This window comes from Achromobacter sp. DH1f (assembly GCF_000633435.1).
GTDB classification, from domain to species: Bacteria; Pseudomonadota; Gammaproteobacteria; order Burkholderiales; family Burkholderiaceae_B; genus Achromobacter; species Achromobacter deleyi.
The window spans coordinates 78,928-101,502 of sequence record NZ_AYMF01000012.1 but is presented as its reverse complement, the minus strand read 5'-3'; the positions used below and the strand labels follow the sequence as shown (position 1 = coordinate 101,502).

Sequence of the window (22,575 nt, the reverse complement as noted above, 5' to 3'; positions counted from 1 at the left end):
GGGGTAGTAACGGTTGGGGCGGGAAAGTTCCATCCCGTTTGCAGGGAACCCTGACGCGGCATCCGTTACGTACACGGGGCAGGCAGCGGAAGCGTCGAAAGCGGTGCTGCCAGACGGAATTTCAGGGTTAACCCGTGATGGATCAGGGGCGCGCCGCGGGCAGCGGGCACCCGTCAAAGGAGAATGGAATGTCTACGGTTTCCGGATTGGGAGTGGGCAACGTAGCCGGCATGGATCTGTCGGGCATGGACCTGGAGACCGCACTGATGACGGTGCAGACCCAGCGTTCGCAGATGCTGGAAGACGCCTTGCGCCAGCAGCTGGATGCGGTGAACGGCCGCAATGGCCAGATGGCGGGCATGAACGAGGCCATGAATGCCAAGACGGCCGACAACCTGAAGCTGGAGTCGGCCAATGTCAGCCTGCAGGACCAGATCGGCCAGTTGAAAGACCTGCAAGGCCGCCTGTCGGCCAGCAAGTGCCCCAATCCCGAGGGCTGGTACGGCCTGTCATGGGGGCAGGGCGACGACAAGAAGCTGTCGCACGACACGCTGGCCCAGATCAAGGCGGCCGGCCTGACGATCCCGACCGGCGACGATGCGCCGCGCGACGTCGACCGCAACGGCACCATGGACGCCAAGGGCCGGGTCGTGCAGAACTTCGTGGACCAATTGAACGGCAAGATCGCGGCGCTGGAAGCGAAGATCGTCGACAACGGCAAGACCATCGACGCCAACAAGCAGGCCGTGAACGAGATCAAGTCTTCGCTGGACAACCTGAGCAACACCCAGCAGATGGAAATGCTGCGCCTGCAAAGCCTGACCGGCAAGCGCAACGAGGCCTTCGACGTCATGACCAATTTCCTGAAGAAGATGCAGGAAAGCCGGTCGTCGATCATCGGCAACATGCGCTGAGCCCCCGGACAGCGAAAGCACAGAGGGGTGACCGATGAGCGGACCGGTAAGCGGCAGCCAGCCCATGCTGGGCGGGGTGAGCCTGGAGAGTTCCAGCGGGGTACGCGGCGCGGACCTGGTGGGCGCGGACCAGGAAACGGCCATGCTGAGCGTGCAGGGTGAGCGCGGCCGCCTGCTGGACAAGCAGATCGAGACGCAGATCCAGGAACTGCGCGCGCTCAACCGCCGGCTGGAACTGCTGAATACGGTGCAGGCCGGCTTGAAAGGGGTGCAGGCGCAGTTCAACGCCAACGCCAAGCACAACAAGGAATGGGACGACGCCAGCGGCGGCTGGAGCTTTCGGCGGGCGGACGAGATCAACCGGGCGGCGGCCGAGGCGGGCCTGAACCTGGGGTTTTCCTCGGACAGCAACACCTGGCGCCTGTTCGGCCACATGGGCGACATGAAGGAATTCGCCCACGCCTACCTGCCGCCCGACCAGGCCGACCTGCTGGTCAAGTGGCGCGACAAGGGCGACCTGCGCGGCCACTTCCTGGCCGAGACGCTGGTCAAGAAAATGGCCGGCGGCGACGGCTTCATGACGCCGGATTACCCCGGCCAGACGCTGAACCGCTGCCCCGGCGGCATCCGCTACGACTCGGACTATGGCGAGCTGCGCCAGGCCGTGCAGCGGGTGCAGGGCGCCATCGACGAGACGTCCAACCAGCAACAGGACCAGATGCTGCGCCTGCAAGCCCTGACCAACCGTCGCAACGAGTCGGCGGAAATGCTGAGCAACTACGTCAAGAAGATGCAGGACAGCAAGATGTCGATTTCGGAAAAGATTCGTGGAACCTGAGGCCGGGTTCCGTTACTTACGCTGCATCGTCGGTCAACCGTCTACATCGAATCCGGGCAGTCAGCCCGGGCCAGGAGCCCATCTTGAACATGAACGTGAACAGCGCCAACGTCGGCAACGTCGGATTGAGCAACCTCGCCGGCATGGACATCGAGACCGCCCTGATGATGGTGCAGTCCGAGCGCACCAAGCTGCTGGACAGCCAGCTCAAGAGCCAGATCGAGGAAGTGCAGAAGCGCAATGAGATGACCGGCGCCCTGAACGACATGCAGGCCAAGCTGAACGGCATGAAGGGCTCGCTGGATTCCAAGGACGCCAAGCCGGGCGACGTGGTCAAGGGCAACGTCGGCACGCCGACGAACGACAAGCTGGCGACCGACTATGCCATCCAGGCGTTCAAGCTGGGCATGGACCCGGCGCCCGTCAAGGCCACGCCGATCAAGGATGCCCAGGGCAACGTCACCGGTGCGAACGTCACCGGCCTGCCGACCCGCGAGGGCCTGGAAAAGGCGATCCCCGATCTCAAGAGCAAGCTGGACGCGGCCAGCAACAGCCAGCAGATGGACATGCTGCGTCTGCAAAGCCTGTCGAACAAGCGCAACGAAGCCTTCGACACGATGACCAACTTCGTCAAGAAGATGCAGGACAGCCGTTCGTCGATCATCGGCAACATGCGCTGATCTGCCCCCAATAAATACGCCCACCCCGGAGAACGGCAATGGCCGATACCCAAGAGCAGAACATCCAGGACATCATCGAGCGCGCCGAAGCCGCCGTGCGCGATGCCCAGCGGTCCATCGAGGAATCCGACGACAAGCTGCGCAAGCTGGGCCTGGACCCGGAAAAGGTTCGCTCGACGCTGCAGGCGCAGCCGATGGACGACCGCCAGCGCGACGAGGCCCAGGCCCTGTTTCGCCAGGACATGGAAGCGATCGACCGCGAAGTCGAGCAAGAGGCGGCCTATGCCCGCCAGCGCAGCGCACCGCGCGCCGCCGGCGCCCCGGTCAAGCGTCCGCGCACGATGGTCTGAACGACACGCACCAGGAGCCGTCCGATGACAACCGCCCAGGCGCCGATGACCGGCGAAGAGTACGCAGCGCTGCACGACCAGATCGTCGGCCAGTTGGCCCGAGGCGGCAGCCTGGGCCAGCTCAAGGGCATGACCGCCGACGAATGCGAGGCGCTCTACAGCCTGGGCTATGGCCTGTATGAAAAGGCGCGCTACGCCGACGCGCTCAAGGTGCTGGCCTACCTGGTGTCGCTGGACCACACCGAACACCGTTACCTGGTGGCGCTGGGCGCCACCGCCCAGGCCATGGGCAAGCATGCCGACGCGCTGCAGCAGTACATGGCGGCCACCCTGCTGGACCCGCTGGAGCCGGCCCCCGTGTTCTACGCCGCCCAGTGCCTGCTGGACATGGGCCAGCCTGACGCCGCGCTGCAATCGTGCGACCTGGCGCTGGCCATGTGCAAACCCGACCGCCACGCCGTGCTGGCCGAACGCGCGCAGGCCCTGCGGACCCTGCTCGCCGCGCGCGGCGCCAAGGAGAATTGACATGATCAACATCAACAACGCCGGCATCAATCCGGCGCTGCTCAATCCCCTGGCCGGCGCCGATGGCGCGCCGCCGCCCGCCGCCGGCTTCACCGAGCTGGACGCCACGCAGTACGTGGCCAAGGGTGGCGCGGCCGACAAGCTGGCCGCGCTGGGCCTGCCGCCGCCGCCGGGCAACGCGTCGGCGGGGGTGGCAGAGGCCATGAACAAGCTGATGGCGTCTGCCGACACCGATATGTATGCGGTGATGGCGCTGCTGCAGAAGATCTCGCAAGAGCAGCGCAACGCCGCCCGGGCGGATCGGGCCGCGTCGATGGATGCGCAGACCCAGGCACTGATGTCGGCGGCGGACAAGATCAAGGAAGCGGCCGAAGAGCGCTTCAAGGGCGCGCTGGCCCAGGGCATCAGCCAGATCGTGGGCGGCGCCATCCAGGCCGGTGTCGGCCTGGGCGGCATGGGCGCGATGGGCGCATCGGCGCGCATGACCACCACGTCCAGCCCGTTGACGGCGCAGCAGACGGTCACGCAGGCCAAGCTCGATGGCTTTGCCGCCAATTCGTCCGGTATCGGCCAGGGCCTGAGCGGCATGGCCGGCGGTGTGGGCGGCATCGTCCAGGCCGCCTACGACCGCAAGGCCGGCGAAGCCGACGCGGCGCGGGCGCGGCTGGAAGCGGACGCCAAGGTGTTCGAATCCGGCGCGCAGCACGCCAATGACCTGATGCAGCAGATGATGGATGTCATCCGCGACGTTCGCGACAAGCTCGGCGCCATTGAGCAGAGCCGTAGCGAAACGACCCGCGGCATCGCCCGCAACCTCTGAACCCGCCTGGGGAGCCACCACTATGGATATCCGGCCTTCTACCGGCAATGCGGGCCTGCCGCCCGCGCTGGACCCGTCCGGCGCCGGCGCGGTCGCGGGCGCCGCGGCCCAGGCCGCCTTGCAGGCCGCCAGCGGCCTGGACCTGGCGGCGCTGGCCTCGCAATGGGCCTCGAGCGTGGCGCAGGCGCGCAACAGTGCCGGCGACGGCGTCACCAATGCCAACGGCAAGCCCGCCATCGCGCCGCCGGCGCGCGAATTCTCGGCCTCGGAAATGGTGGACCTGCTGCGCGCGCTGCAAGGCAAGACGCAGGACGCGCAATTGCGCAGCGCCAAGGAAAACATCGAGAACAACCGCATCGAGCAGGCCAAGAACAACGAAGAGCAGCTGCGCAAGGTCGATGAGTGGATCCAGAAGAGCAAGGATGCCGAGAAGGGCGGCATCCTGGGCAAGATCTTCGGCTGGATCGGCGCCATCGTCGCCGCGATTGCCGCAGCCTTGATGGTGGTGGCCGCCGTGGCGGCGACCGCGGTGACCGGGGGCGCGGCGGGCCCGGTGATGGTCACGCTGGCGGCGATTGCCGTGGCGGGGGCGGTGAGCCTGCTGGCCAACCAGATATCGGCCGAGTGCGGCGGACCCGAAATCAGCATCAGCAATCTGGTCACACAGGCCGTCAGCAAGCTGTTGCAGGCGTTTGGCGTGGAACCGGAAATGGCCGAGAAGATCGGCAACATCGTGGCCGGCGCGTCCATGCTGCTGACCGGCGCGATCCTGATCGAACCCGGCGCGCTGGGCAAGATGGCCGGCGCCATCGCGGTGCTGGCGGGGGCGGACCCGCAGACCGCCGGCTATATCGCCATGGCCGTCGGCCTGGCGGCCACGATCACCGTGGGCATCGTGATGGCGGTGGCCACCTTCGGCGCGGGCGCCGTGTCGGCCGGGGCCAATGCCGCGGCCAACGTCGGCTCGCAAACCGCGCGCACCGTCGCCGATTCGGCCAAGACGGCCGGGCAGGTGGCCTCGGGGGTGGCGTCCGTGGCCAAGGGGGCGGGCCAGATCGCCACCGGCGCCGAAACCATCAAGTCTGCCCAGGCGCAAGAGGCGGCCGACAAGGTGCTGGCCGACAAGAAGGCGCTCGAGGCCCTGCTGGTCAAGCTGCAGGCGTCGATGGAAGACGAGCGCGAAAAGATCAAGAGCGTGATGCAGGCCATGGATGAGTCGATGCAGATGGTCAGCAAGATGATCAACGCCGCGGCCGACAGCATGAGCCAGGTCACCGCCAATATCGGCAAGCGCGCGATGGTCTGACCCGCGCAACATCGGAACCCACACCATGTCCCAATCTTCCTCCGCAACGACGCGCAGCCCCTTCGGGCAGCAACTGTACGACGGCCTGGCGGCGCTGCCCGGCAGCCACCGGCTGACGGCCGACCAGCTGGAAGTGATCTACGCGATGGCCTATGCCCATGTGGCCCAGGCCCAGTACGCGCAGGCCTTGCCGTTGTTTGCCTTCCTGTCGCAATACGGTCCGACCCGCAAGCATTACCTGGCGGGCCTGGCGCTGTGCCTGCAGATGCAGGCCCGCTTCGAAGAGGCGATCCGCATCCAGTCGCTGATCGGCGTGCTGTTCCCGCCGTCGCCTGAGGCGACCTTGCGCGTTGCCGAATGCCAGCTGGCGCTGGCTCAGTCCGATGCCGCGCGCGAATCGTTGCGGCTGGTGGTGGCGGCAGCAGAGGTCGACAGTGCCTATGCCCAGGCCGGCGCGCGCGCCGCTTCGTTGCTGGCGCTGGCCGACAAGGAGGCCCGCCCATGAGCGGCAAGCATCATGAACGATAGGGTGGGCGCAGGCTCGGCAACGGCCGTCTCGGGTGAGACGGCTTTTGTACTTGAAGCGGACGACGCGCGTTGCCTGGCCGAAGTCGGCTTCCTGGCGGCGGGCCGCGGCGACGTCGCACGCGCCGATGCCATCTTCCACGCCCTGCGCGCCCTGCGCCCCGGCCGCGCCTACCCCTGGTTGGGCCTGGCGGTGGCGCGCCTGAACGCGGGCCGGGCCGATGAAGCCGTGCGGCTGCTGGAGCAGGGCGAGGCCAGCGCCGCGGGCGAACGCACGCTGCTGGCGGCCTGGCGTGGCCTGGCGCTGCAACTGGCGGGCCGCAACGCCGAAAGCGTGCGCCTGCTGCAGGCGTGCGCCGATACAGATGCCGGTGGCGAGGGCGCCGCGCTGGCGCGTTCGCTGTTGGGATTGCAAACCGATCAAGGCTAGGAAAATCATGGAAATCACCGCGCTTGCCGCCGCTTTGTCGCCGGCGCTGGAGTCGGTCAAAGCCGCGCCGGCCGCCACGCCGTCCGAGCGGGTCACCGAACGCTTCAACCAGTTGATGGCCGCGCCCGAGGCGGGCGCGCCGTCGTTGACCGGCCTGCAGGCCGCGCTGCAATCGGCGTTCACGCCTGCGGTCGACGCGGCCCCGGCCACGTTGGGCAACCAGATCCTGTCCAGCCTGCGCAGCACCACTACCGAGTATTCGGAGAAGTGGCAGAACATCTCCGGCCGCCTGGACGCCATGTCCACCGAGCCGTCCATCGCCGACATGCTGCGCCTGCAAGCCGATCTGGTGCAGATCTCGGTGCAGTACGAAATGGTCGGCAAGGCCGTTTCGCGCACCACGCAAAACATCGATACGCTCGTCAGGATGTCCTAATGCACGCCGTTGCCACGTTGTCCCTTCCTGCCGATCAAGGCGCCTCACCGCTGCGGCGCCTGCGCTGGCTGCTGTTCGCCCTGGCGTTGCTGCTGGCCGCCTGCGGTTCGCGGGTCGAGCTGTTTTCGGCCGCCAATGAAAGCGAGGCCAACGAAGTGCTGTCGGTGCTGCTGGATGCCGGCATCTCGGCGCAGAAGGCCACCACCAAGACCGGCGTGGCCGTGTCGGTGGACGGCCAGCAGGTGGCCCGCGCGTTGGACATCCTGCGTGCCCGCGGCCTGCCGCGCGAACGCTTCGACGGCATGGGCCAGATCTTCCGCAAGGAAGGCCTGGTGTCGTCGCCGCTGGAAGAGCGCGCCCGCTACATCTACGCCCTGTCGCAGGAACTCACCAACACGCTGTCGCAGATGGACGGCGTGTTGGCCGCCCGGGTGCATGTGGTGCTGCCCGAGCGCGGCGGCGTCGGCGAGACCACCACGCCGTCCACGGCCGCCGTATTCATCAAGCACCAGACCGGCTACAACCTGGACGCGCTGCAACCGCAGATCCGCAAGCTGGTCACGCACGCCATTCCCGGGCTGACCGAAGACCGCGTGTCGATCGCGCTGGTGTCGGCGCAGCCGGCCGGCGCGGCGGCGGCCGCGGCCAATGCGGCGCGCCAGGCCATGGGCATCGACCCCGGCGAAGGCGCGTCCACGACGCTGACCGCGTGGCTGGTGGGGCTGGTCGTGCTGGTGCTGGCGCTGGCCGGCGTCGTCGGCTACCTGCTGTGGCGCTATGGCATGCCCAGCCGCGCCCGGCCCGAGCGCCGCGAACCCGTGTCCGAAGGGCGCTAGCCATGGCGCTGGCGTTGACCGCGCTGGACCGCCGGCTGGTTGAATTCAACCAGCTGCCCAGCCGCACCCTGCACCCCAGCCGCCATGCGGCCTATGCGCCGCCGGCCACGCTGGCGGCGATGGCCGCCGCGCCTGCGCTGGCGGCGAGTTGGCACCGGCATTGGTCGCGCGACATCCTGGACGCCCTGGGCCTGCGCCAGCGCCCCGTGACCGACCCGGAGCGCCCCGAACTGGCGCTGGCGCTGTTGGCCCCCGACGCGTTGGCGCAGTGCGCGCAGCGGCTGGGCGCCGTGCTGTGCGGCCCGCGGCTGCGCCGTGCCATTGCCGGCGACGAAGTGCGCACGCTGATCGCGGACCTGGGTGCGGACTTGCTGGACTTTACCCGGCGCACCGCCGGGTCGCTGCATGGGGGCATTGTCGCCAGCAGCGCCTGGTCGCTGGCCGAAACGACCGCCGCGGTGGACACGCTGGGGCGCGATGCGCTGCGCGCGGCCCTGGCCAGCGGCGGCCCCGAATTGGCGCAGCGCGCCGAATTGAAATTGCCCGACCTGCCCGCCGGCCCATCGCCCCTGCCGGGGCAAGAGGCGCTGTCGCTGGGCTTGTCGCTATTGAAGAAAACGGACCCCACATGGCTTTCCTCATTCCCCGCGATCCGCTGACGCCGCGGGCCGCCGCCGGCCGCATCGATCCGGCCCTGCGCGTGCTGCGGGCCGCCGACCACGCGGCCTGGGCGGATGCCGAGCAACTGCTGGCGCAGGCGCGGGCGCAGGCCGACGAGATCGTCGGCGGCGCCCAGGCGGCCTTCGAGGCCGAGCGCGAACGCGGCTACCAGGAAGGCCGAGAATCAGCGCTGCTGGACCAGGCCGAAAAGATGATCGAAACCGTGGGCCGCACGGTCGAATACTTCGCCGGTGTCGAAAACGAGATGGTCGAACTGGTCATGTCGGCCGTGCGCAAGGTGGTCGATGGCTTTGACGACCGCGAGAAGGTCATGGTGGTGGTGCGCAACGCCCTGGCGGTGGTGCGCAACCAGAAGCAGATGACGCTGCGCCTGAACCCGGCCGAAGTGGACACGGTGCGCGAGCAGATCAACGACCTGCTGGCCGCCTACCCCGGCGTGGGTTACCTGGATATCCTGGCCGACGGCCGGCTGGCGCGCGGCGCCTGCATCCTGGAAAGCGAGATCGGCATGGTCGAAGCCAGCCTGGAAGGTCAGATCCAGGCGTTGCGCCAGGCCTTCCAGCGCACCCTGGGCAGTCGGGTCTAGCCATGCGGCAATTCGACTACATCTCGGAAATGATGTCGCTGGCGCTGCAGGACACGCCGACGCTGCGCATCAAGGGCCGGGTCACGCAGGTGATCGGCACCATCATCAAGGCGGTCGTGCCGTCGGTGAAGGTGGGCGAGGTCTGCATCCTGCGCAATCCGGGCGAGAACTTCGAGATGAAGGGCGAGGTCGTCGGCTTTGCCCGCGACGCCGCGCTGCTCACGCCGATCGGCGACATGTACGGCATTTCCACCGCTACCGAGGTCATTCCCACCGGCCGCGCCCACATGGTGCCCGTGGGGCCGGGGCTGCTGGGCCGCGTGCTGGACGGCTTGGGCCGGCCGCTGGACGAAGCCGAACTCGGCCCGCTGGAGGCCAGCAAGTTCTACCCCGTGTTCGCCGAAGCGCCGGACCCGCTCAAGCGCCGCATCATCTCCGAGCCACTGGAACTGGGCGTGCGCGCGCTGGACAGCGTGCTGACCTGCGGCGAAGGCCAGCGCATGGGCATCTTCGCGGCGGCCGGTGGCGGCAAGTCGACACTGATGGGCATGCTGGTCAAGGGCGCCGACGTCGACGTGACCGTGGTGGCGCTGATCGGCGAACGCGGCCGCGAGGTGCGGGAATTCCTGGAACACGAGCTGGGCCGCGAAGGCCGGCGCAAGAGCGTGATCGTCTGCGCCACCAGCGACAAGTCGTCGATGGAACGGGCCAAGGCCGCCTATGTGGCGACCGCCATCGCCGAATATTTCCGCGACCAGGGCAAGCGCGTGCTGTTCCTGATGGATTCGGTGACGCGGTTTGCCCGCGCCCAGCGCGAGATTGGCCTGGCGGCGGGCGAGCCGCCGACCCGCCGCGGCTATCCGCCGTCGGTCTTCGCCACGCTGCCCAAGCTGATGGAACGCGCCGGCATGAACGAGCATGGCTCGATCACCGCGCTGTACACCGTGCTGGTGGAAGGCGATGACATGACCGAACCCATTGCCGACGAAACCCGCTCGATCCTGGACGGCCACATCGTGCTGTCGCGCAAGCTGGGCGCGGCCAACCACTATCCGGCCATCGACGTGCTGGCCTCGGCCAGCCGCGTCATGAACGCCGTCATCACGCCTGAACACAAGCAGGCCGCCGGCCGGCTGCGCGAGCTGATGGCCAAGTACCAGGAAGTGGAACTGCTGGTGAAGATCGGGGAATACAAGCGCGGCGGCGACGCGGTGACCGACGAGGCCATCGACAAGATCGGCGCGATCAACCAGTTCCTGCGCCAGCGCACCGACGAACGGGCCACGCTGGCCGATGCCCTGGCGCAGATGAGCGCCATCGTGGGGACGCGATGAGCGTCTTTGACGAGCTGCTCGCCATCAAGCGGTTCCGCGAGGGCCAGGCCGAGATCGCGGTGTCGCGCCAGCGCCTGCGCCAGGCCGAGGCCGATGCCGCCCGGCAGGCCTCGGAACAGGCGCTGACGGATTTCCGCGAAGCGGCCGACAGGCGCGAGCGCGAGATGTACCGCGACCTGTGCAGCCGCGTGGTGCGGGTGCGAGAAATCGAAAACGTGCTGCAGGGCGTGGCCGGCCTGCGCGAGGGCGAGCGCCAGTGCGAAACGGCGCTGGAACAGGCTGCCCAGCGCCTGCAGGAAGAAAGCCAGGCCCTGGCCGACAGCCGTGCGCGCCACCAGCAGGCGGTGCGCCTGACCGGCAAGTTCGTGGAGCTGGCCAGCATTCACCTGGCCGAGCACCTGAAGGCGCTGGAGCATAAAGAAGACATGGAAATGGAAGAGGCCGCCACGTTGTCGCGCGACCGCGAAGACTGGGAACAGCACGAGGAGTTCGAGCCGGCATGAGCATCGACCGACGCATCGGCCTGGAAACCGCGATACCCCAGGGAACCGGCCTGGCCCAATCCGATGGCCAGGCCCCCGGCCGCCACGCCAGCGACGCCGACCGGCGCGCGTTCGAGCAGGCGCTGGCGCAGGACCCCGACGCCGACGGCAAGCCGCCCGCGGCGCCTGCGGCGGCGACGCCGTTCTCGCTGTTTGGCGCCGGCGCATCGGCCGCGCCCGTGCCTGCCGAGGCGCCATCGTCGGCGTTGGCCGACGCGCTGCTGGGCAGCGCGGAGCAACTGCTGGTGGCCGATGGCAGCCAGGGCCGGCGCCAGGTGCGCGTGGAATTGAAGGACGACGTGCTGCCCGGCGTGAGCGTGTCGGTCTATGAAGAAGAAGGCCGCGTCGTCGCCGATTTCGTCTGCGCCAACGAGGCCTCGCGCGAGCGCCTGAATGCCATGGCCCGGCCGCTGGCCGAGCAGTTGGCCGACAGCCTGGCGCGGCCGGCGCGCGTGCGCGTCAGCGCCGACGATCCCGAATATCCCTGCCTGGCCGAGACCGACGCTTCGGCGCCGGCTCGTTGACCCCTGGAACCCATGACCGCAAGTCTGCAACATCCCTTGCCGCGCCTGACTGCCAACGAAGCCCGCGCCCGCTCGCTGATCGCGCGCCACGGCGCCGACCTGTCCGTGACGCTGGCGCCGTTGGCCGGCACCGACGCCGAGCCGGCGCACTGGCGCCTGGGATTCACGCCCGGCGTGCCCGACGCCCTGCGCCAATCCGCCACCCTGTCCGCCGACCTGGAATGGGCCGGGGCGCGTCTGCGCCTGGGCCTGCCGGCCAGCGCCGCCGATGCCTGGCTGGCCGCCCGGCTGCCGGGCATGGAAGCCGACGCGCTACCGCCCGCCCTGGTGTCCACCGCTATCGAGACCCTGCTGGCCGAAGTGGTGGCCGGCCTGAGCGAGGCCTCGCCTGGCGGACCGGTGCGCGTGGTGGGCCGTGACGGCCCGGCGCCCACTTTGGCGCAGGCCTGGACGGTGGCCGCGCGCCATCCGGCCACGGGCCATACTGTCTACGCCACCCTGGAAGCCGACGGCCTGGGCCTGATGCTGCTGGCCGGCCTGGTGGGCCGCGCCGCGCCCGCCGCCAACGAGATCGACGCCGACGCGGTGCCCGTGCGCATCGCCGCCTGCCTGGGCTGGACCTGGCTGCCGGCCGCGGACTTGCGCGCCCTGGCGTCGCGCGACACCGTTTTCCTGGATCACAGCCTGGTCACGCCCGACGGCGAACTGTGGCTGGGCGCCGGTGGCCAGGGGCTGCGGGTGCGCCGCCAGGATTCCTCATACCTCATCACTCAAGGCTGGACTTCCCTCATGACCGAGACGCCGCAAACCCCGGCCGATGCCGAAGCGGGCGCCCAGGCGCCGCTCGATATCGACGCCATTCCCGTTCGGCTCACATTCGAGCTCGGCGAGCGCCAGATCACGTTGGGCGAACTCAAGCTGTTGCAGCCCGGCGAGACCTTCGACCTGGAACGGCCGCTGGCCGACGGCCCCGTGCTGGTGCGCGCCAACGGCGCACTGGTCGGCAGCGGCGAACTGGTCGAGATCGACGGCCGCATCGGCGTGACCTTGCATCGCCTGGGCAAGGCGGGCGCATGAGCGGCGCGGATCCCATCAGCCTGGCGGTCGTACTGGCGCTGTTGGCGCTGGTGCCGCTGGCTGCCGTCATGACCACCTCGTTCCTGAAGATCGCGGTGGTGCTGACGCTGGTGCGCAATGCCATGGGCGTGCAGCAGGTGCCGCCGAACATGGCGCTGTACGGCCTGGCGCTGATCCTGTCGGCCTACGTGATGGGGCCGGTGGTGATGCAGATCGGCGACGAACTGCGCGCCCCGCCTGCCGTGGTGGCGCCGGGCCAGCCCCAGCCTGACCGGCTGGAAGGCATCCTGGATGCCGTGGCGCGCGGCGCCGAGCCGATGCGCGCCTTCATGCTCAAGAACAGCCGCCCCGAGCAGCGTGACTTCTTCATGCGCACCGCGCGCGGCCTGTGGGGCGAGCAGCAGGCGCGCAACCTCAAGCAGGACGACCTGCTGGTGCTGATACCGTCGTTCCTGCTGTCGGAACTGACCGCGGCATTCCAGATCGGCTTCCTGCTCTACCTGCCATTCGTCATCATCGACCTGATCGTCTCCAACATCCTGTTGGCGATGGGCATGATGATGGTGTCGCCGGTCACGATCTCGATGCCCCTGAAGCTGTTCCTGTTCGTCATGGTCGACGGCTGGACGCGGCTGATCCAGGGCCTTGTGCTGTCCTACGCCTGAGGCCGCCATGGGAACCGTCGACCTCGTCTCCTACATGACCCAGGCGCTGTACCTGGTGCTGTGGCTGTCGCTGCCGCCGATCGCCGTGGCGGCGATCGTGGGTACGCTGTTTTCGCTGTTCCAGGCGCTGACGCAGATCCAGGAACAGACGCTGTCCTTCGCCGTGAAGCTGATCGCCGTGTTCGCGACCATCATGCTGACCGCGCGCTGGCTCAGCGCCGAGCTCTACAACTTCACGATTTCCGTGTTCGATCTCTTCTACAAGATCCACTAGGAGCGACACGCGGCCATGATCTCGGGCATCACCTACGTCGAAGCAAAAGTCTTCCTGGGCACGCTGGCGCTGACGCAGCCGCGGATCCTGGCGCTGTGCGCGATGCTGCCCCTGTTCAACCGCCAGCTGCTGCCCGGCATGCTGCGCTACGCCATCTGCGCGGCCATCGGCATCGTGCTGGTGCCGGCGCTGTCGCCGCGCTACGTGCAGATGGACCCGTCCGCCATCGAACTGGTGCTGCTGGTCGTCAAAGAAGTCTTCGTCGGCCTGGTGATGGGCTTCCTGGTGGCGATTCCGTTCTGGATCTTCGAGGCCGTGGGCTTCGTGGTGGACAACCAGCGCGGCGCCAGTCTGGGCGCCACCATCAACCCGGCCACGGGCAACGATTCGTCGCCGCTGGGCATCCTGTTCAACCAGGCCTTCATGGTGTTCTTCCTGGTGGGCGGGGGCTTCACGCTGATGCTGACGATGCTGTACGACAGCTTTCGGCTGTGGGACCTGTGGGACTGGGCGCCTACGCTGCGCCGCGAAAGCGTGCCGCTGATGCTGGATCAGCTGGGCCGCTTCCTGCGGCTGACGCTGCTGTTTGCCGCACCGGCGATCGTCGCCATGTTCCTGGCCGAAGTCGGCCTGGCGCTGGTCAGTCGTTTCGCGCCGCAGTTGCAGGTGTTCTTCCTGGCGATGCCGATCAAGAGCGCGCTGGCCCTGCTGGTGATGGTGCTCTACATGAACACGCTGTTCGAGTATGCCGCCGAGGCTACGGGCCAGATCAGTTCGGCCCTGCCGTTCCTGGACAACCAATGGCGGGCGCCATGAGCGGCGAAAAGACCGAACAGCCAACCACCAAGAAACTGCGCGACGCCCGCCAGAAGGGCGACGTCGCGCACAGCAAGGACTTCACCCAGACGTTGCTGGTGCTGTCGCTGTTCGGCTACATGCTGGGCAACGCCCACGGCATCGTCGAGGCGCTGGGCCGGCTGATCCTGATTCCTTCGACGCTGGTGGGGCAGCCGTTCGAGCAGGCGCTGCCGCTGGCGCTGGACGCGGCGCTGCGCGAAGCGGTGTACCTCGTGCTGCCGTTCGTGCTGATCGTGCTGGTGGTGGGCATGTTCTCGGAATTCCTGCAGGTGGGGGTGGTGCTGGCATTCGAAAAGCTCAAGCCCTCGGCCAAGAAGCTGGACGTGATGAGCAACCTGAAGAACATCTTCTCGAAGAAGAACCTGGTCGAACTGATCAAGTCCATCGTCAAGATCGCCTTCCTGTCGGTGCTGGTGACGCTGGTGGTGCGCGACGCACTGCCGGAACTGATGGCGGTGCCGCACAGCGGCCTGGCGGGCCTTGAGGCCGGCGTGGGCGGCATGATGCGCACGCTCATCATCAACATCGCCGTTGCCTACGTGGTGATCTCGCTGGCCGATTTCGTCTGGCAGCGCATGCAGTACCGCAAGGGGCTGATGATGAGCAAGGAAGACATCAAGCAGGAATTCAAGGAGATGGAGGGTGACCCCCACATCAAGCACAAGCGCAAGCACCTGCACCAGGAAATGGTGATGCATGGCGCGGTGGCCAATACCCGCAAGGCGTCGGTGCTGGTGACCAACCCGACCCACCTGGCGGTGGCGATCTACTACGAGCCCGGCGAAACGCCGTTGCCGATGGTGCTGGCCAAGGGCGAAGGCGCCCTGGCCGAACAGATGATGCAGGCCGCACGCGAAGCCGGCGTGCCCGTGATGCAGAACATTCCCCTTGCGCGCGCGCTGATGGCGTCCGCGCAACCCGATCAATACATTCCCAGCGAGTTGATCGAGCCCGTTGCCGAAGTCTTGCGGCTCGTCAGGAAACTGGCTGGCAATCCGGACGCCCCGACATGAACGCACATCCCCTGATTTCCGCCTATGCCACGCGTCACGGCCTGGCACCGTCCGCCCGCCCCGACGGCCGCGTGACGATGGTGATCGACGACACCTATCGGGTGCACCTGCAACCGGGCCGCGACGGCTGGCTGGCCATGAGCGCGCGGCTGTGCGCCTTGCCCGCCAGGAACGCGGGCCGCGACGAGCTGGTGCAGGAAATCGGCAAGCTCGCCGCCGGCATGCTGGCGCGGCATGCCGCCGCCTGCGTGGTCGATCCGCAAGGGCGGGCGCTGTGGCTGCAGCAATCGCTGCGCCCCGGCAGCAGTGAACTGGACCTGGACGAAGCCATGGGCGCGTTTGCCAACGCGCTGTCTTTTTGGGCCGGCGCCGTGCGGCGGCTGGCATGAATATGCGATACGGGCGCAGCGCCCGAGGAGAAAGCGTGTTGAAGCGGATGATACTGGCGACCGCGTTGTCGCTGGGCCTGGCGGCAGGCGCGCAAGCCGCGCCGAACTGGCCGAACGTGCCCTATAGCTACTATGCCCGCGATGAAAACCTGCAGACGCTGCTGCGCGAATTTGCCGGCGGCTTCAGCCTGTCGCTGCAGCTCGGGCCTAACGTCACGGGCACGGTCAACGGCAAGTTCAACGCGAATACGCCTACCGAATTCCTGGACCGGCTGGGTGGCGTCTACGGCTTTAACTGGTTCGTGTATGCGGGCACGCTGTTCGTCAGCCGCACCAACGACATGAAGACGCGTTCGGTCAGCGCCATGGGCAGCTCGATCAGCGCGTTGCGCCAGGCCTTGCAGCAGCTGGGCGTGCTGGACCCGCGCTTCGGCTGGGGCGAGCTGCCGGACCAGGGCATTGCGCTGGTGTCCGGCCCGCCGGGGTACGTGGATCTGGTCGAGCGCACCGTGGCCGCCTTGCCGATGGGTGCCGGCGGCCAGCAGGTGGCGGTGTTCCGGCTCAAGCACGCTTCGGTCAACGATCGCACCATCAGCTATCGCGACCAGAAGGTGGTGACGCCGGGGCTGTCCACCGTGCTGCGCAACCTGATCACCGGCGGCGGCGGCGGGGCCAACAACGAAACGCTGGCAGCCATCGCCGCGCCGCTGCGCGACAACCCGCCGGCCTTTCCGCTGGTGGGCGGCGACAGCGCCGCGCCGGCAGCCAATGGCGGCGGGGGCCAGGCGCCCGCGCCGTCCGGCGCGGGCAAGTCGGGCCTGCGCCTGCGCGAACCGACGGTGCAGGCCGATGCGCGCCTGAACGCCATCATCGTGCAGGACATTCCGGACCGCATTCCCATCTACCGCAGCCTGATCGAACAGCTGGATCTGCCCAGCACGCTGGTCGAGATCGAGGCCATGATCGTGGATGTGAATTCCGATCTGGTCAGCGAGCTGGGCGTGACCTGGGGCGCGCGCGCCGGCACGACCTCGTTCGGCTACGGCAACCTGGGCCTGGGGCCCAGCGGCGGCCTGCCGCTGGAAAGCGGCGCGGCGCTTTCGCCCGGCACCATCGGCATCAGCGTGGGCAACACGCTGGCGGCGCGCCTGCGCGCCTTGCAGACCAAGGGCCAGGCCAACATCCTGTCGCAGCCTTCCATCCTGACGGCCGACAACCTGGGCGCCATGATCGACCTGTCGGACACCTTCTACATCCAGACCCGCGGCGAGCGCGTGGCGACCGTCACGCCGGTCACCGTGGGCACGTCGCTGCGCGTGACGCCGCGCCATATCGAATCCAAGAGCGGTTCACGGGTGGAACTCACGGTGGACATCGAAGACGGCCGCATCCAGGAAGAACGCCAGATCGACAACCTGCCCACCGTCAGGAAGAGCAACATCAGCACCCTGGCCATCGTCGGCAACGACCAGACGCTGCTGATCGGCGGCTACAACAGCAGCCAGAATTCCGAGCAGGTCGACAAGGTGCCGATCCTGGGCGACATCCCGGGTCTGGGCATCCTGTTCTCCAACAAGTCCAAGACCGTGCAACGGCGCGAACGCCTGTTCCTGATCCGCCCGAAGGTGGTGGCGATCAATGGCGAAATGGTGGCTACGCCGGGCGGTGCTGGCACCGGGCCGATGCTCAACGCCACCTGGGGCAGCGACGGCCGCATGACGGCGGGGCAGTACCTGGACCTGGCGCAGAGCCAGCGCACCCGCATCCAGTTCGGCCCGAACGTGGAATTGCGGCGTTCGTCCGGCCCGTTGCGGGCGTCGGAATGGCTGGAAGGCACGCCCAGCGCCGACCCCGTCGCCACGCCCGTGCTCGAAGGCAAGTCCAGCGCGCGGCAGGGGCCGGTGATCCAGATCGAGCCGGTGGCCGCGCCGGGAACGGGCAGGGCGCCGTGAGGAGTGGAGCGTGACGAACGAACGCAGGCGCGAAGACGTCTCGTGCGGCGGCACGGCCGCCCGCCGTCCGCGCTCAGTCGTCCAAGTGCAGGCCTTTTTCGGCCAGCTTGTCGCGCAGGGCGGAACGCGCGCGCGACAGGCGGCTGCGCACGGTGCCGATCGGCACGGTCAGCAGGGCGGCGGCTTCTTCGTAGGAAATGTCGTCCAGGCCGACCATGAGCAGGATGTCGCGCATGTTCGCCGGCAGTTCTTCCAGCGATTCCTGCAGCAGCGCCATGGTCTGGTTCTGTTCCAGGATGCGGTCGGGGGTGAGGTCGCAGGAGGCATGCTCGGCCAGCACGCTGTCGCTGACGAAGTCATGGCGTCGTTCGGGGGCCCGCGACAGGTAGTTGCGCACCAGGTTCAGCGCAATGCCGTACAGCCAGGAAGACAGTTGTGATTCGCCGCGAAAGCTGCGGTAGGAGCGTGCGGCTTCGACGAACGCCTGCTGGGCCAGGTCTTCGGCCTCGGTGGTGTTGCCGATGTGCTTGATGATGAAGCGCTGCAGCCGGGTGGAATGTTCCCGCACCAGGTCCCGCAGCAGGTATTCCTCGCCCGTGTCCCAACCCGGCCCGTCGCCGTCAGCGCGAATGGGCCGCAGATCCGCTTTCGGGGAAGCGGTTGTGCAATCGCTGGGGTTGGTCATGGAAGGGGAAAAGAAACGTGTATTAAGCTACAAGTTACTACCGGTATGACGCGAATTATCGCAGCATAGCGGTGTCACAATATTTCGAAAATAGAAATATTGAGGCAAAAGTAGCTTTTTTTTAGTCAAAAATGTAAAGATAAGTAAACCACTTCGACGTGGTTTTTCAGTCTGATAATCGGGGACGCAATACGGCGAAGGCGCACACCGTGCCTTGAGGGGGCTGGGGCGGCGGCGTCCAGGCGCGCCGAATGCCTACGACTTGAGCAATTCGCGCAGCCAACCGGCCGCGGTGCCCAGCGCAACCGGGCTTTGGCCGGATTGGGCGGCGTGTTCGAAGCGGGCTTGCATCGCCTGATCCAGCGCGCCTCGGCGGGCGGCATCCAGGCTGGCCGGCGCAATGCCGGCGTCGGCACAGGCCTGCTGGAAAGCCGGTGCGCCATGGGCGGCCGACAAAGCCAGCCGCGTCAGGAAATCCACGCCGGAAAGCGCATCGCTGGACGTCTGCGCCATGTCGAGCGCCAAGGCGACGGTGCGAGCCGACAACGGTTTTCCGGGGTTGGGTTCCAGGCCCAGTTCGCGCGACACGGCGCTGGCGATGCCTTGGCCGTAGCTGCGGGCCAGTGCCTGGGCGAACATTTCGGTCGTGTCGACATTGGGTGCGACCCATGCCACGCTGCGGCCGCCGGGCGTGGTGCCCATGCCCAGGACCTGAAGCTTTTCGCCCGCGATGTCGACATAGATGTCTTGACCGCTCTCGGCGGCCTTGGCAAAGGCGTCGAGGGAGACGAATGACGACGAAGGGGTAACCGATGAGATTGTCATGCAGCCAATAAATCCGGCGTGTCCGAAATCCGGCCAGAAAGAGGTCTTAACGGCGGGGTCTGATTGCCCCTGTGATTAAGTAACCCCGATGGCGCTTTAGTTCCATCGCCAGGACACGTACGCGAATTTTAAGCTATTGCGAGCGCCCGGACGGGCGCTGCGAAACAGGGCGTTACCGGCTTCGCACGCGCAACCGTGCGTCATTGCGCCTCGTAGACCTCGTCCGCGGCCAGCAGGATATCCACGGGCGGGTCAAAGCCGATGACCCGCGCGGTCTGCAGGTTCAGCGCGATCTTGGCCGGATCGATCCACACCTGGCTCAGTTCGCGGGCCTTGGCACCGTTGAAGATGCGGGCCATCGTCTCGGCGTAGAACAGGCCCACGTACGAGTAGTCCGCCTGGGCCAGGCTCAACAGCAGCCCGTGCTTGACCTCTTCCGACCCCAGCATCGAAAAGCTGGGCACGCGCGCCTGGCGCAGGATCTCGGCCACCGTGTCGACCGACGCGGGCGTCACGCCCCGGTGCACCGTCACGTAGGCCGCATCGATCTGCGGCGCCAGCTTGGCATAGCATTCCAGCGCGTTGCGGGTGGCGACTTCGGGGGCGATGCCGTTGGACGGCGCATTGCACGTCAGCACCTTGAAACCCTGTTCGCGCGCCACCTGTTCCACCGCATCGACCGCGCTGTAGGTGCGGCCTTCGGGGCTGTCTTCATAGACCAGGCCCAGCCGTTTGAACGGCACGATCTCGTGGAACAGGCGTACCTGGCGCTGGTAGCGTTCGGGCTGCACGCGGGCGTGCAGGTTGTCCAGCCCGCTGTCCTGCGCCGACCGGGTGATGCGGGCGCCGACGGCATCGCTGGTCGAGGCTACGATGGTCGGCACCGGCGCGCCCATGCCCGCCATGTCCTGGCCGGCCCAGGTGCCCATGGCGATGATGAGGTCGATGTCCTTCTTGCCTTGCAGCCGCTGCTTGATCGATTCGCGCACGGCCGGGCGCTGGGCGGCGTCGAAATTGCCGGGCTGCCACCAGGCATCGCGCACGAATTCCAGCGTGTCGCTGCGGGTGTTGTCGGCCAGGAACTCCCACATCTGCTTGCCGTTCAGGCCGTCGGGAATGGTGGGCACGGTGATCCAGCCCAGCTTCTGCAGGCCGTCCACGGTCACGCGCAAGGTGCGGGGATATTCGCTGTAGTCGCCGCTTTCGAAATAGCCGATGCGCCATTTCTTGCCATCTGGCCGGGGCACGGGCTTGGTGGGAAACACTTGCGGGGCCGCAGCCGGCGTGGCCGCAGCCGGCGTGCCGGCGGGGGCGGCCGATGCGCCAGACGCTGCGGCCTGGGCCAGGCACGTGGCGGGCGCCAGCAGGGCCAGGCTCAGCAAAAGGGTGGGCAGCGAAGTCTTCATGGGCGGCGGATCACGATCAAGGTGATGTCATCGGATTGTTCCGCGCCGTCGGCAAAGGCCTGCACGTCTTCCAGCAGACGCTTGGCCAGGTTGGCCGCCGGCACGGGGGGATTGGACAGCACGGCCAGCAGGCGCGGGTCGCCATACTGCGCATTCTGCGGATTGACGGCCTCGGTGACACCGTCGGTGTAGCCCACCAGCATTTCGCCGGGCGCCAGCAGCGTCGACAGGCAGCGGTATTCCAGGTCTTCCTGCACGCCGCAGGCAGGGCCGCTGCGGCCCTGCAGCAGCCGCACCACGCCGTCGGCGCCCACCACTGCGGGCGGCAGGTGGCCGGCATTGGCCCACTGCAGGTCGCCCGTGGTCATGTCCAGCACGCCGATCAGCAGCGTGACGAACATCATGTTCGGGTTGTTCTCGGACAGCCGGTTGTTGATCTTCTGCATCATCAACGCCGGGTCGGTCTCGTCCTCGGCGGTGGCGCGGATCAGCGTACGCGTGACCGCCATGAACAGCGCGGCCGGCACGCCCTTGTCCGACACGTCGCCGATGGCCAGGCACAGCCGTCCGTCGGGCAGCGTGAAGTAGTCGTACAGGTCGCCGCCCACTTCCTTGGCCGGCAGCATCACGGCGTTCAGGTCGATGCGTTCGCGCGTGATGGCCGACAGCGGCACCGGCAACAGGCCCAGCTGGATCGCGCGGGCGATGTTCAGTTCGCTTTCGAAGCGTTCGCGCGCCGTGGTTTCGCGCATCAGGCGGGCGATGTTCTCGCGCAGCTTGCGGTCCATGAACAGGAACGACGACGCCAGCCGGCCGACCTCGTCCTTGTGCCTGGCCGGCAGCGCCGCGATATGGGCGGGCACGCTGGATTCGGCGGTCAGGTCCTGCTCGGGCAGCAGGCGGGCATAGCGGGTCAGCGTTTCCAGGGGGCGCACGATGCGCGCGGCCACCAGCCAGGCGCAGACCAGCGCCACCAGCATCATGCCCACGAAGATCAGCGCCTGGCGGTTCAGCAGTTCGCGCGCCGGGGCGGTCAGGTCGCTCTCGGGCACCACCGCCACCACCGTCCAGCCCAGCGGCGCGAAGCGCGCGCTGTCGATCTGCCAGGGGCCGTCGCCGCCATCGAAGCGCAGGCTTTGCAGCTTGCCTCCATTATCTTGCCGGGCCAGCAGGGTGCGCAGCGTTTCGCCGCCGCTGTCCTTGGCGTCCAGCAGGCCGGCGCGCGCCTGCGGCGGGGGCACCACCATGCGGCCGTCGTCGGTGGCGATGAAGATGAAGCCCGATTGCGCCAGCGTCAGTTTCGAGAGCGTGTCGCGCACCGAATTCTCGAGCTGGGCGCGGCGGGTGTCGATCTGCTCGATCACGTCCTGGGCGCTGTCCGAAATGGCGAACACCCAGTTCCACGGGCGGAAATAGCCGAAATAGGCGTAGCGCGTCTCGCCATCGCCGCGCTGGGCTGACGGCGGCCAGCGATAGATGGCAAAGCCGTAGCCGGACGTGCGGCTTTCTTCCAGCAGCGCCTGCGCCAACGGTCGGTTCTTGAAGTCGGACAGTGTCGACAGGTCCCGGTCGACCATGTCGGCGTTGCCGCTGGCCAGCACCTGGAAGTCGGCGTCGTAGACAAACGCGTAGCGCCGGTCGTCCAGTTTCAGGCGGTTGATCCAGGCGCGGGCCATGCCCTTGGCCGCGCCAGGGGTGATGATGCCGCGCTCGGCCAGGTCGGCGTAGGCGCCCAGCGCCGCCGCCACCACCGTGCCGCTCTGCATCAGCTGGCGCCGGCCGCTGCGTACGGTGGATATCTTGTCCGACAGCAGCGCGCCCCAGCGGGCCTCGGCATCGCGCAGCACCAGCTCCATCACGTTGCTGACGGCGTGGCGTTCGCTGTTCATCACCGTGCGCGTGACGTTGCGCTGCGTCGTCAGCATCACGAATGCCGCCACCGCCAGGAGCAGCGCTACGACCAGTAGAAAAATCTTGCTACGGAGCGAGCGCAACGACATGGGGGATAGTGGGGGCGGGTGAGGTGATGACGTGAAATAAGATGCAATTTGCATTAATTGTAAATACCATTAGTGCCCGTGTGTAAATACTTTGCGGCGGCGGG

Annotated in this window: 27 protein-coding genes; 23 read left to right on the top strand and 4 right to left on the bottom strand. The window is 67.6% G+C overall.

Going from position 1 to position 22,575, the window contains the following annotated elements:
• Window positions 1-188 precede the first annotated feature (188 nt).
• The 23 genes from U858_RS0112825 to sctC all read left to right on the top strand — a co-directional run bounded on the left by U858_RS0112825 (window position 189) and on the right by sctC (window position 17,555).
• A complete protein-coding gene (locus U858_RS0112825) occupies window positions 189-914 on the top strand; it encodes a hypothetical protein (RefSeq protein ID WP_232786528.1) in 726 nt (241 codons plus the stop codon).
• A 34-nt stretch (window positions 915-948) separates the two neighbouring features.
• On the top strand, window positions 949-1,752 hold the full coding sequence (locus U858_RS0112820) for a hypothetical protein (protein ID WP_157838796.1): 804 nt from the start codon (window positions 949-951) through the stop codon (window positions 1,750-1,752).
• Between the two features lie 89 nt (window positions 1,753-1,841).
• On the top strand, window positions 1,842-2,432 hold the full coding sequence (locus tag U858_RS34795) for a hypothetical protein (protein WP_198529720.1): 591 nt from the start codon (window positions 1,842-1,844) through the stop codon (window positions 2,430-2,432).
• Between the two features lie 38 nt (window positions 2,433-2,470).
• Window positions 2,471-2,782 carry a hypothetical protein gene (locus tag U858_RS0112810; protein WP_025137553.1) on the top strand — a complete coding sequence of 104 codons (312 nt, stop codon included), beginning with the start codon at window positions 2,471-2,473 and terminating at the stop codon, window positions 2,780-2,782.
• Window positions 2,783-2,806: 24 nt separating this feature from the next.
• Window positions 2,807-3,307, top strand: a complete 501-nt coding sequence (locus tag U858_RS0112805; RefSeq protein ID WP_025137552.1) for a SycD/LcrH family type III secretion system chaperone — start codon at window positions 2,807-2,809, stop codon at window positions 3,305-3,307.
• A 1-nt stretch (window position 3,308) separates the two neighbouring features.
• Complete coding sequence (gene sctB / locus U858_RS0112800) at window positions 3,309-4,127, top strand: type III secretion system translocon subunit SctB (RefSeq protein ID WP_025137551.1); 819 nt, start codon at window positions 3,309-3,311, stop codon at window positions 4,125-4,127.
• Between the two features lie 22 nt (window positions 4,128-4,149).
• Window positions 4,150-5,433 (top strand): type III secretion system translocon subunit SctE, encoded by a 1,284-nt coding sequence (gene sctE / locus U858_RS0112795; RefSeq protein ID WP_025137550.1) that lies wholly within the window; start codon window positions 4,150-4,152, stop codon window positions 5,431-5,433.
• Window positions 5,434-5,458: 25 nt separating this feature from the next.
• Entirely contained in the window at window positions 5,459-5,938 is a 480-nt protein-coding gene (locus U858_RS0112790) for a regulatory protein (RefSeq protein ID WP_025137549.1), read from the top strand.
• 12 nt (window positions 5,939-5,950) lie between these two features.
• On the top strand, window positions 5,951-6,388 hold the full coding sequence (locus U858_RS0112785; protein WP_029953791.1) for a tetratricopeptide repeat protein: 438 nt from the start codon (window positions 5,951-5,953) through the stop codon (window positions 6,386-6,388).
• A gap of 7 nt (window positions 6,389-6,395) precedes the next feature.
• Window positions 6,396-6,824, top strand: a complete 429-nt coding sequence (sctI, locus tag U858_RS0112780) for a type III secretion system inner rod subunit SctI (RefSeq protein WP_025137547.1) — start codon at window positions 6,396-6,398, stop codon at window positions 6,822-6,824.
• Window positions 6,824-7,660, top strand: coding sequence for a type III secretion system inner membrane ring lipoprotein SctJ (gene sctJ / locus U858_RS0112775; protein ID WP_025137546.1), 837 nt, complete (start codon window positions 6,824-6,826; stop codon window positions 7,658-7,660). Before sctI ends, sctJ begins: the two co-directional genes overlap by 1 nt.
• Before the next feature lie 2 nt (window positions 7,661-7,662).
• Window positions 7,663-8,319, top strand: coding sequence for a SctK family type III secretion system sorting platform protein (locus tag U858_RS0112770; protein WP_025137545.1), 657 nt, complete (start codon window positions 7,663-7,665; stop codon window positions 8,317-8,319).
• On the top strand, window positions 8,289-8,927 hold the full coding sequence (locus U858_RS0112765) for an HrpE/YscL family type III secretion apparatus protein (protein WP_025137544.1): 639 nt from the start codon (window positions 8,289-8,291) through the stop codon (window positions 8,925-8,927). The genes U858_RS0112770 and U858_RS0112765 overlap by 31 nt, the downstream gene beginning before the upstream one ends.
• A gap of 2 nt (window positions 8,928-8,929) precedes the next feature.
• Window positions 8,930-10,261 (top strand): type III secretion system ATPase SctN, encoded by a 1,332-nt coding sequence (gene sctN / locus U858_RS0112760; RefSeq protein WP_025137543.1) that lies wholly within the window; start codon window positions 8,930-8,932, stop codon window positions 10,259-10,261.
• On the top strand, window positions 10,258-10,764 hold the full coding sequence (locus U858_RS0112755; RefSeq protein WP_025137542.1) for a YscO family type III secretion system apparatus protein: 507 nt from the start codon (window positions 10,258-10,260) through the stop codon (window positions 10,762-10,764). The genes sctN and U858_RS0112755 overlap by 4 nt, the downstream gene beginning before the upstream one ends.
• Window positions 10,761-11,327 carry a hypothetical protein gene (locus U858_RS0112750; RefSeq protein WP_025137541.1) on the top strand — a complete coding sequence of 189 codons (567 nt, stop codon included), beginning with the start codon at window positions 10,761-10,763 and terminating at the stop codon, window positions 11,325-11,327. The genes U858_RS0112755 and U858_RS0112750 overlap by 4 nt, the downstream gene beginning before the upstream one ends.
• Before the next feature lie 12 nt (window positions 11,328-11,339).
• Window positions 11,340-12,404: a type III secretion system cytoplasmic ring protein SctQ gene (sctQ, locus tag U858_RS0112745; RefSeq protein WP_029953790.1), complete on the top strand. Its 1,065-nt coding sequence runs from the start codon at window positions 11,340-11,342 to the stop codon at window positions 12,402-12,404.
• The gene (gene sctR, locus U858_RS0112740; RefSeq protein WP_025137539.1) at window positions 12,401-13,069 is read left to right on the top strand and encodes a type III secretion system export apparatus subunit SctR; all 669 of its coding nucleotides are present in this window, start codon (window positions 12,401-12,403) and stop codon (window positions 13,067-13,069) included. Before sctQ ends, sctR begins: the two co-directional genes overlap by 4 nt.
• A gap of 7 nt (window positions 13,070-13,076) precedes the next feature.
• Complete coding sequence (sctS, locus tag U858_RS0112735; RefSeq protein ID WP_008163300.1) at window positions 13,077-13,343, top strand: type III secretion system export apparatus subunit SctS; 267 nt, start codon at window positions 13,077-13,079, stop codon at window positions 13,341-13,343.
• Between the two features lie 15 nt (window positions 13,344-13,358).
• Window positions 13,359-14,159, top strand: coding sequence for a type III secretion system export apparatus subunit SctT (sctT, locus tag U858_RS0112730; RefSeq protein ID WP_025137538.1), 801 nt, complete (start codon window positions 13,359-13,361; stop codon window positions 14,157-14,159).
• On the top strand, window positions 14,156-15,214 hold the full coding sequence (sctU, locus tag U858_RS0112725) for a type III secretion system export apparatus subunit SctU (RefSeq protein WP_025137537.1): 1,059 nt from the start codon (window positions 14,156-14,158) through the stop codon (window positions 15,212-15,214). Before sctT ends, sctU begins: the two co-directional genes overlap by 4 nt.
• Window positions 15,211-15,603 (top strand): CesT family type III secretion system chaperone, encoded by a 393-nt coding sequence (locus U858_RS0112720; protein ID WP_025137536.1) that lies wholly within the window; start codon window positions 15,211-15,213, stop codon window positions 15,601-15,603. Before sctU ends, U858_RS0112720 begins: the two co-directional genes overlap by 4 nt.
• A 47-nt stretch (window positions 15,604-15,650) precedes the next feature.
• The gene (sctC, locus tag U858_RS0112715) at window positions 15,651-17,555 is read left to right on the top strand and encodes a type III secretion system outer membrane ring subunit SctC (protein ID WP_025137535.1); all 1,905 of its coding nucleotides are present in this window, start codon (window positions 15,651-15,653) and stop codon (window positions 17,553-17,555) included.
• A 73-nt stretch (window positions 17,556-17,628) separates the two neighbouring features.
• Here the strand turns inward: sctC and U858_RS0112710 are convergent, their stop codons facing one another.
• The 4 genes from U858_RS0112710 to U858_RS0112695 form a co-directional block, all read right to left on the bottom strand.
• The gene (locus tag U858_RS0112710) at window positions 17,629-18,240 is read right to left on the bottom strand and encodes an RNA polymerase sigma factor (protein WP_025137534.1); all 612 of its coding nucleotides are present in this window, start codon (window positions 18,238-18,240) and stop codon (window positions 17,629-17,631) included.
• Window positions 18,241-18,495: 255 nt separating this feature from the next.
• Entirely contained in the window at window positions 18,496-19,065 is a 570-nt protein-coding gene (locus U858_RS0112705; RefSeq protein WP_025137533.1) for a hypothetical protein, read from the bottom strand.
• Window positions 19,066-19,265: 200 nt separating this feature from the next.
• The gene (locus U858_RS0112700; RefSeq protein WP_025137532.1) at window positions 19,266-20,471 is read right to left on the bottom strand and encodes an ABC transporter substrate-binding protein; all 1,206 of its coding nucleotides are present in this window, start codon (window positions 20,469-20,471) and stop codon (window positions 19,266-19,268) included.
• The gene (locus tag U858_RS0112695; protein ID WP_025137531.1) at window positions 20,468-22,471 is read right to left on the bottom strand and encodes a SpoIIE family protein phosphatase; all 2,004 of its coding nucleotides are present in this window, start codon (window positions 22,469-22,471) and stop codon (window positions 20,468-20,470) included. The genes U858_RS0112700 and U858_RS0112695 overlap by 4 nt, the downstream gene beginning before the upstream one ends.
• Window positions 22,472-22,575: the final 104 nt, after the last annotated feature.

Coding starts and splice junctions, on each gene's coding strand:
- U858_RS34795 (WP_198529720.1), top strand. CDS start 1,842: ATGAACGTGAACAGCGCCAACGTCGGCAACGTCGGATTGAGCAACCTC.
- U858_RS0112810 (WP_025137553.1), top strand. CDS start 2,471: ATGGCCGATACCCAAGAGCAGAACATCCAGGACATCATCGAGCGCGCC.
- U858_RS0112705 (WP_025137533.1), bottom strand. CDS start 19,065: ATGACAATCTCATCGGTTACCCCTTCGTCGTCATTCGTCTCCCTCGAC.
- U858_RS0112695 (WP_025137531.1), bottom strand. CDS start 22,471: ATGTCGTTGCGCTCGCTCCGTAGCAAGATTTTTCTACTGGTCGTAGCG.
- sctC (WP_025137535.1), top strand. CDS start 15,651: ATGATACTGGCGACCGCGTTGTCGCTGGGCCTGGCGGCAGGCGCGCAA.
- U858_RS0112820 (WP_157838796.1), top strand. CDS start 949: ATGAGCGGACCGGTAAGCGGCAGCCAGCCCATGCTGGGCGGGGTGAGC.
- sctR (WP_025137539.1), top strand. CDS start 12,401: ATGAGCGGCGCGGATCCCATCAGCCTGGCGGTCGTACTGGCGCTGTTG.
- sctI (WP_025137547.1), top strand. CDS start 6,396: ATGGAAATCACCGCGCTTGCCGCCGCTTTGTCGCCGGCGCTGGAGTCG.
- sctQ (WP_029953790.1), top strand. CDS start 11,340: ATGACCGCAAGTCTGCAACATCCCTTGCCGCGCCTGACTGCCAACGAA.
- U858_RS0112755 (WP_025137542.1), top strand. CDS start 10,258: ATGAGCGTCTTTGACGAGCTGCTCGCCATCAAGCGGTTCCGCGAGGGC.
- U858_RS0112825 (WP_232786528.1), top strand. CDS start 189: ATGTCTACGGTTTCCGGATTGGGAGTGGGCAACGTAGCCGGCATGGAT.
- U858_RS0112765 (WP_025137544.1), top strand. CDS start 8,289: ATGGCTTTCCTCATTCCCCGCGATCCGCTGACGCCGCGGGCCGCCGCC.
- U858_RS0112710 (WP_025137534.1), bottom strand. CDS start 18,240: ATGACCAACCCCAGCGATTGCACAACCGCTTCCCCGAAAGCGGATCTG.
- sctS (WP_008163300.1), top strand. CDS start 13,077: ATGGGAACCGTCGACCTCGTCTCCTACATGACCCAGGCGCTGTACCTG.
- U858_RS0112790 (WP_025137549.1), top strand. CDS start 5,459: ATGTCCCAATCTTCCTCCGCAACGACGCGCAGCCCCTTCGGGCAGCAA.
- U858_RS0112770 (WP_025137545.1), top strand. CDS start 7,663: ATGGCGCTGGCGTTGACCGCGCTGGACCGCCGGCTGGTTGAATTCAAC.
- sctE (WP_025137550.1), top strand. CDS start 4,150: ATGGATATCCGGCCTTCTACCGGCAATGCGGGCCTGCCGCCCGCGCTG.
- U858_RS0112805 (WP_025137552.1), top strand. CDS start 2,807: ATGACAACCGCCCAGGCGCCGATGACCGGCGAAGAGTACGCAGCGCTG.
- U858_RS0112750 (WP_025137541.1), top strand. CDS start 10,761: ATGAGCATCGACCGACGCATCGGCCTGGAAACCGCGATACCCCAGGGA.
- sctN (WP_025137543.1), top strand. CDS start 8,930: ATGCGGCAATTCGACTACATCTCGGAAATGATGTCGCTGGCGCTGCAG.
- sctB (WP_025137551.1), top strand. CDS start 3,309: ATGATCAACATCAACAACGCCGGCATCAATCCGGCGCTGCTCAATCCC.
- sctT (WP_025137538.1), top strand. CDS start 13,359: ATGATCTCGGGCATCACCTACGTCGAAGCAAAAGTCTTCCTGGGCACG.
- U858_RS0112720 (WP_025137536.1), top strand. CDS start 15,211: ATGAACGCACATCCCCTGATTTCCGCCTATGCCACGCGTCACGGCCTG.
- sctJ (WP_025137546.1), top strand. CDS start 6,824: ATGCACGCCGTTGCCACGTTGTCCCTTCCTGCCGATCAAGGCGCCTCA.
- U858_RS0112700 (WP_025137532.1), bottom strand. CDS start 20,471: ATGAAGACTTCGCTGCCCACCCTTTTGCTGAGCCTGGCCCTGCTGGCG.
- U858_RS0112785 (WP_029953791.1), top strand. CDS start 5,951: ATGAACGATAGGGTGGGCGCAGGCTCGGCAACGGCCGTCTCGGGTGAG.
- sctU (WP_025137537.1), top strand. CDS start 14,156: ATGAGCGGCGAAAAGACCGAACAGCCAACCACCAAGAAACTGCGCGAC.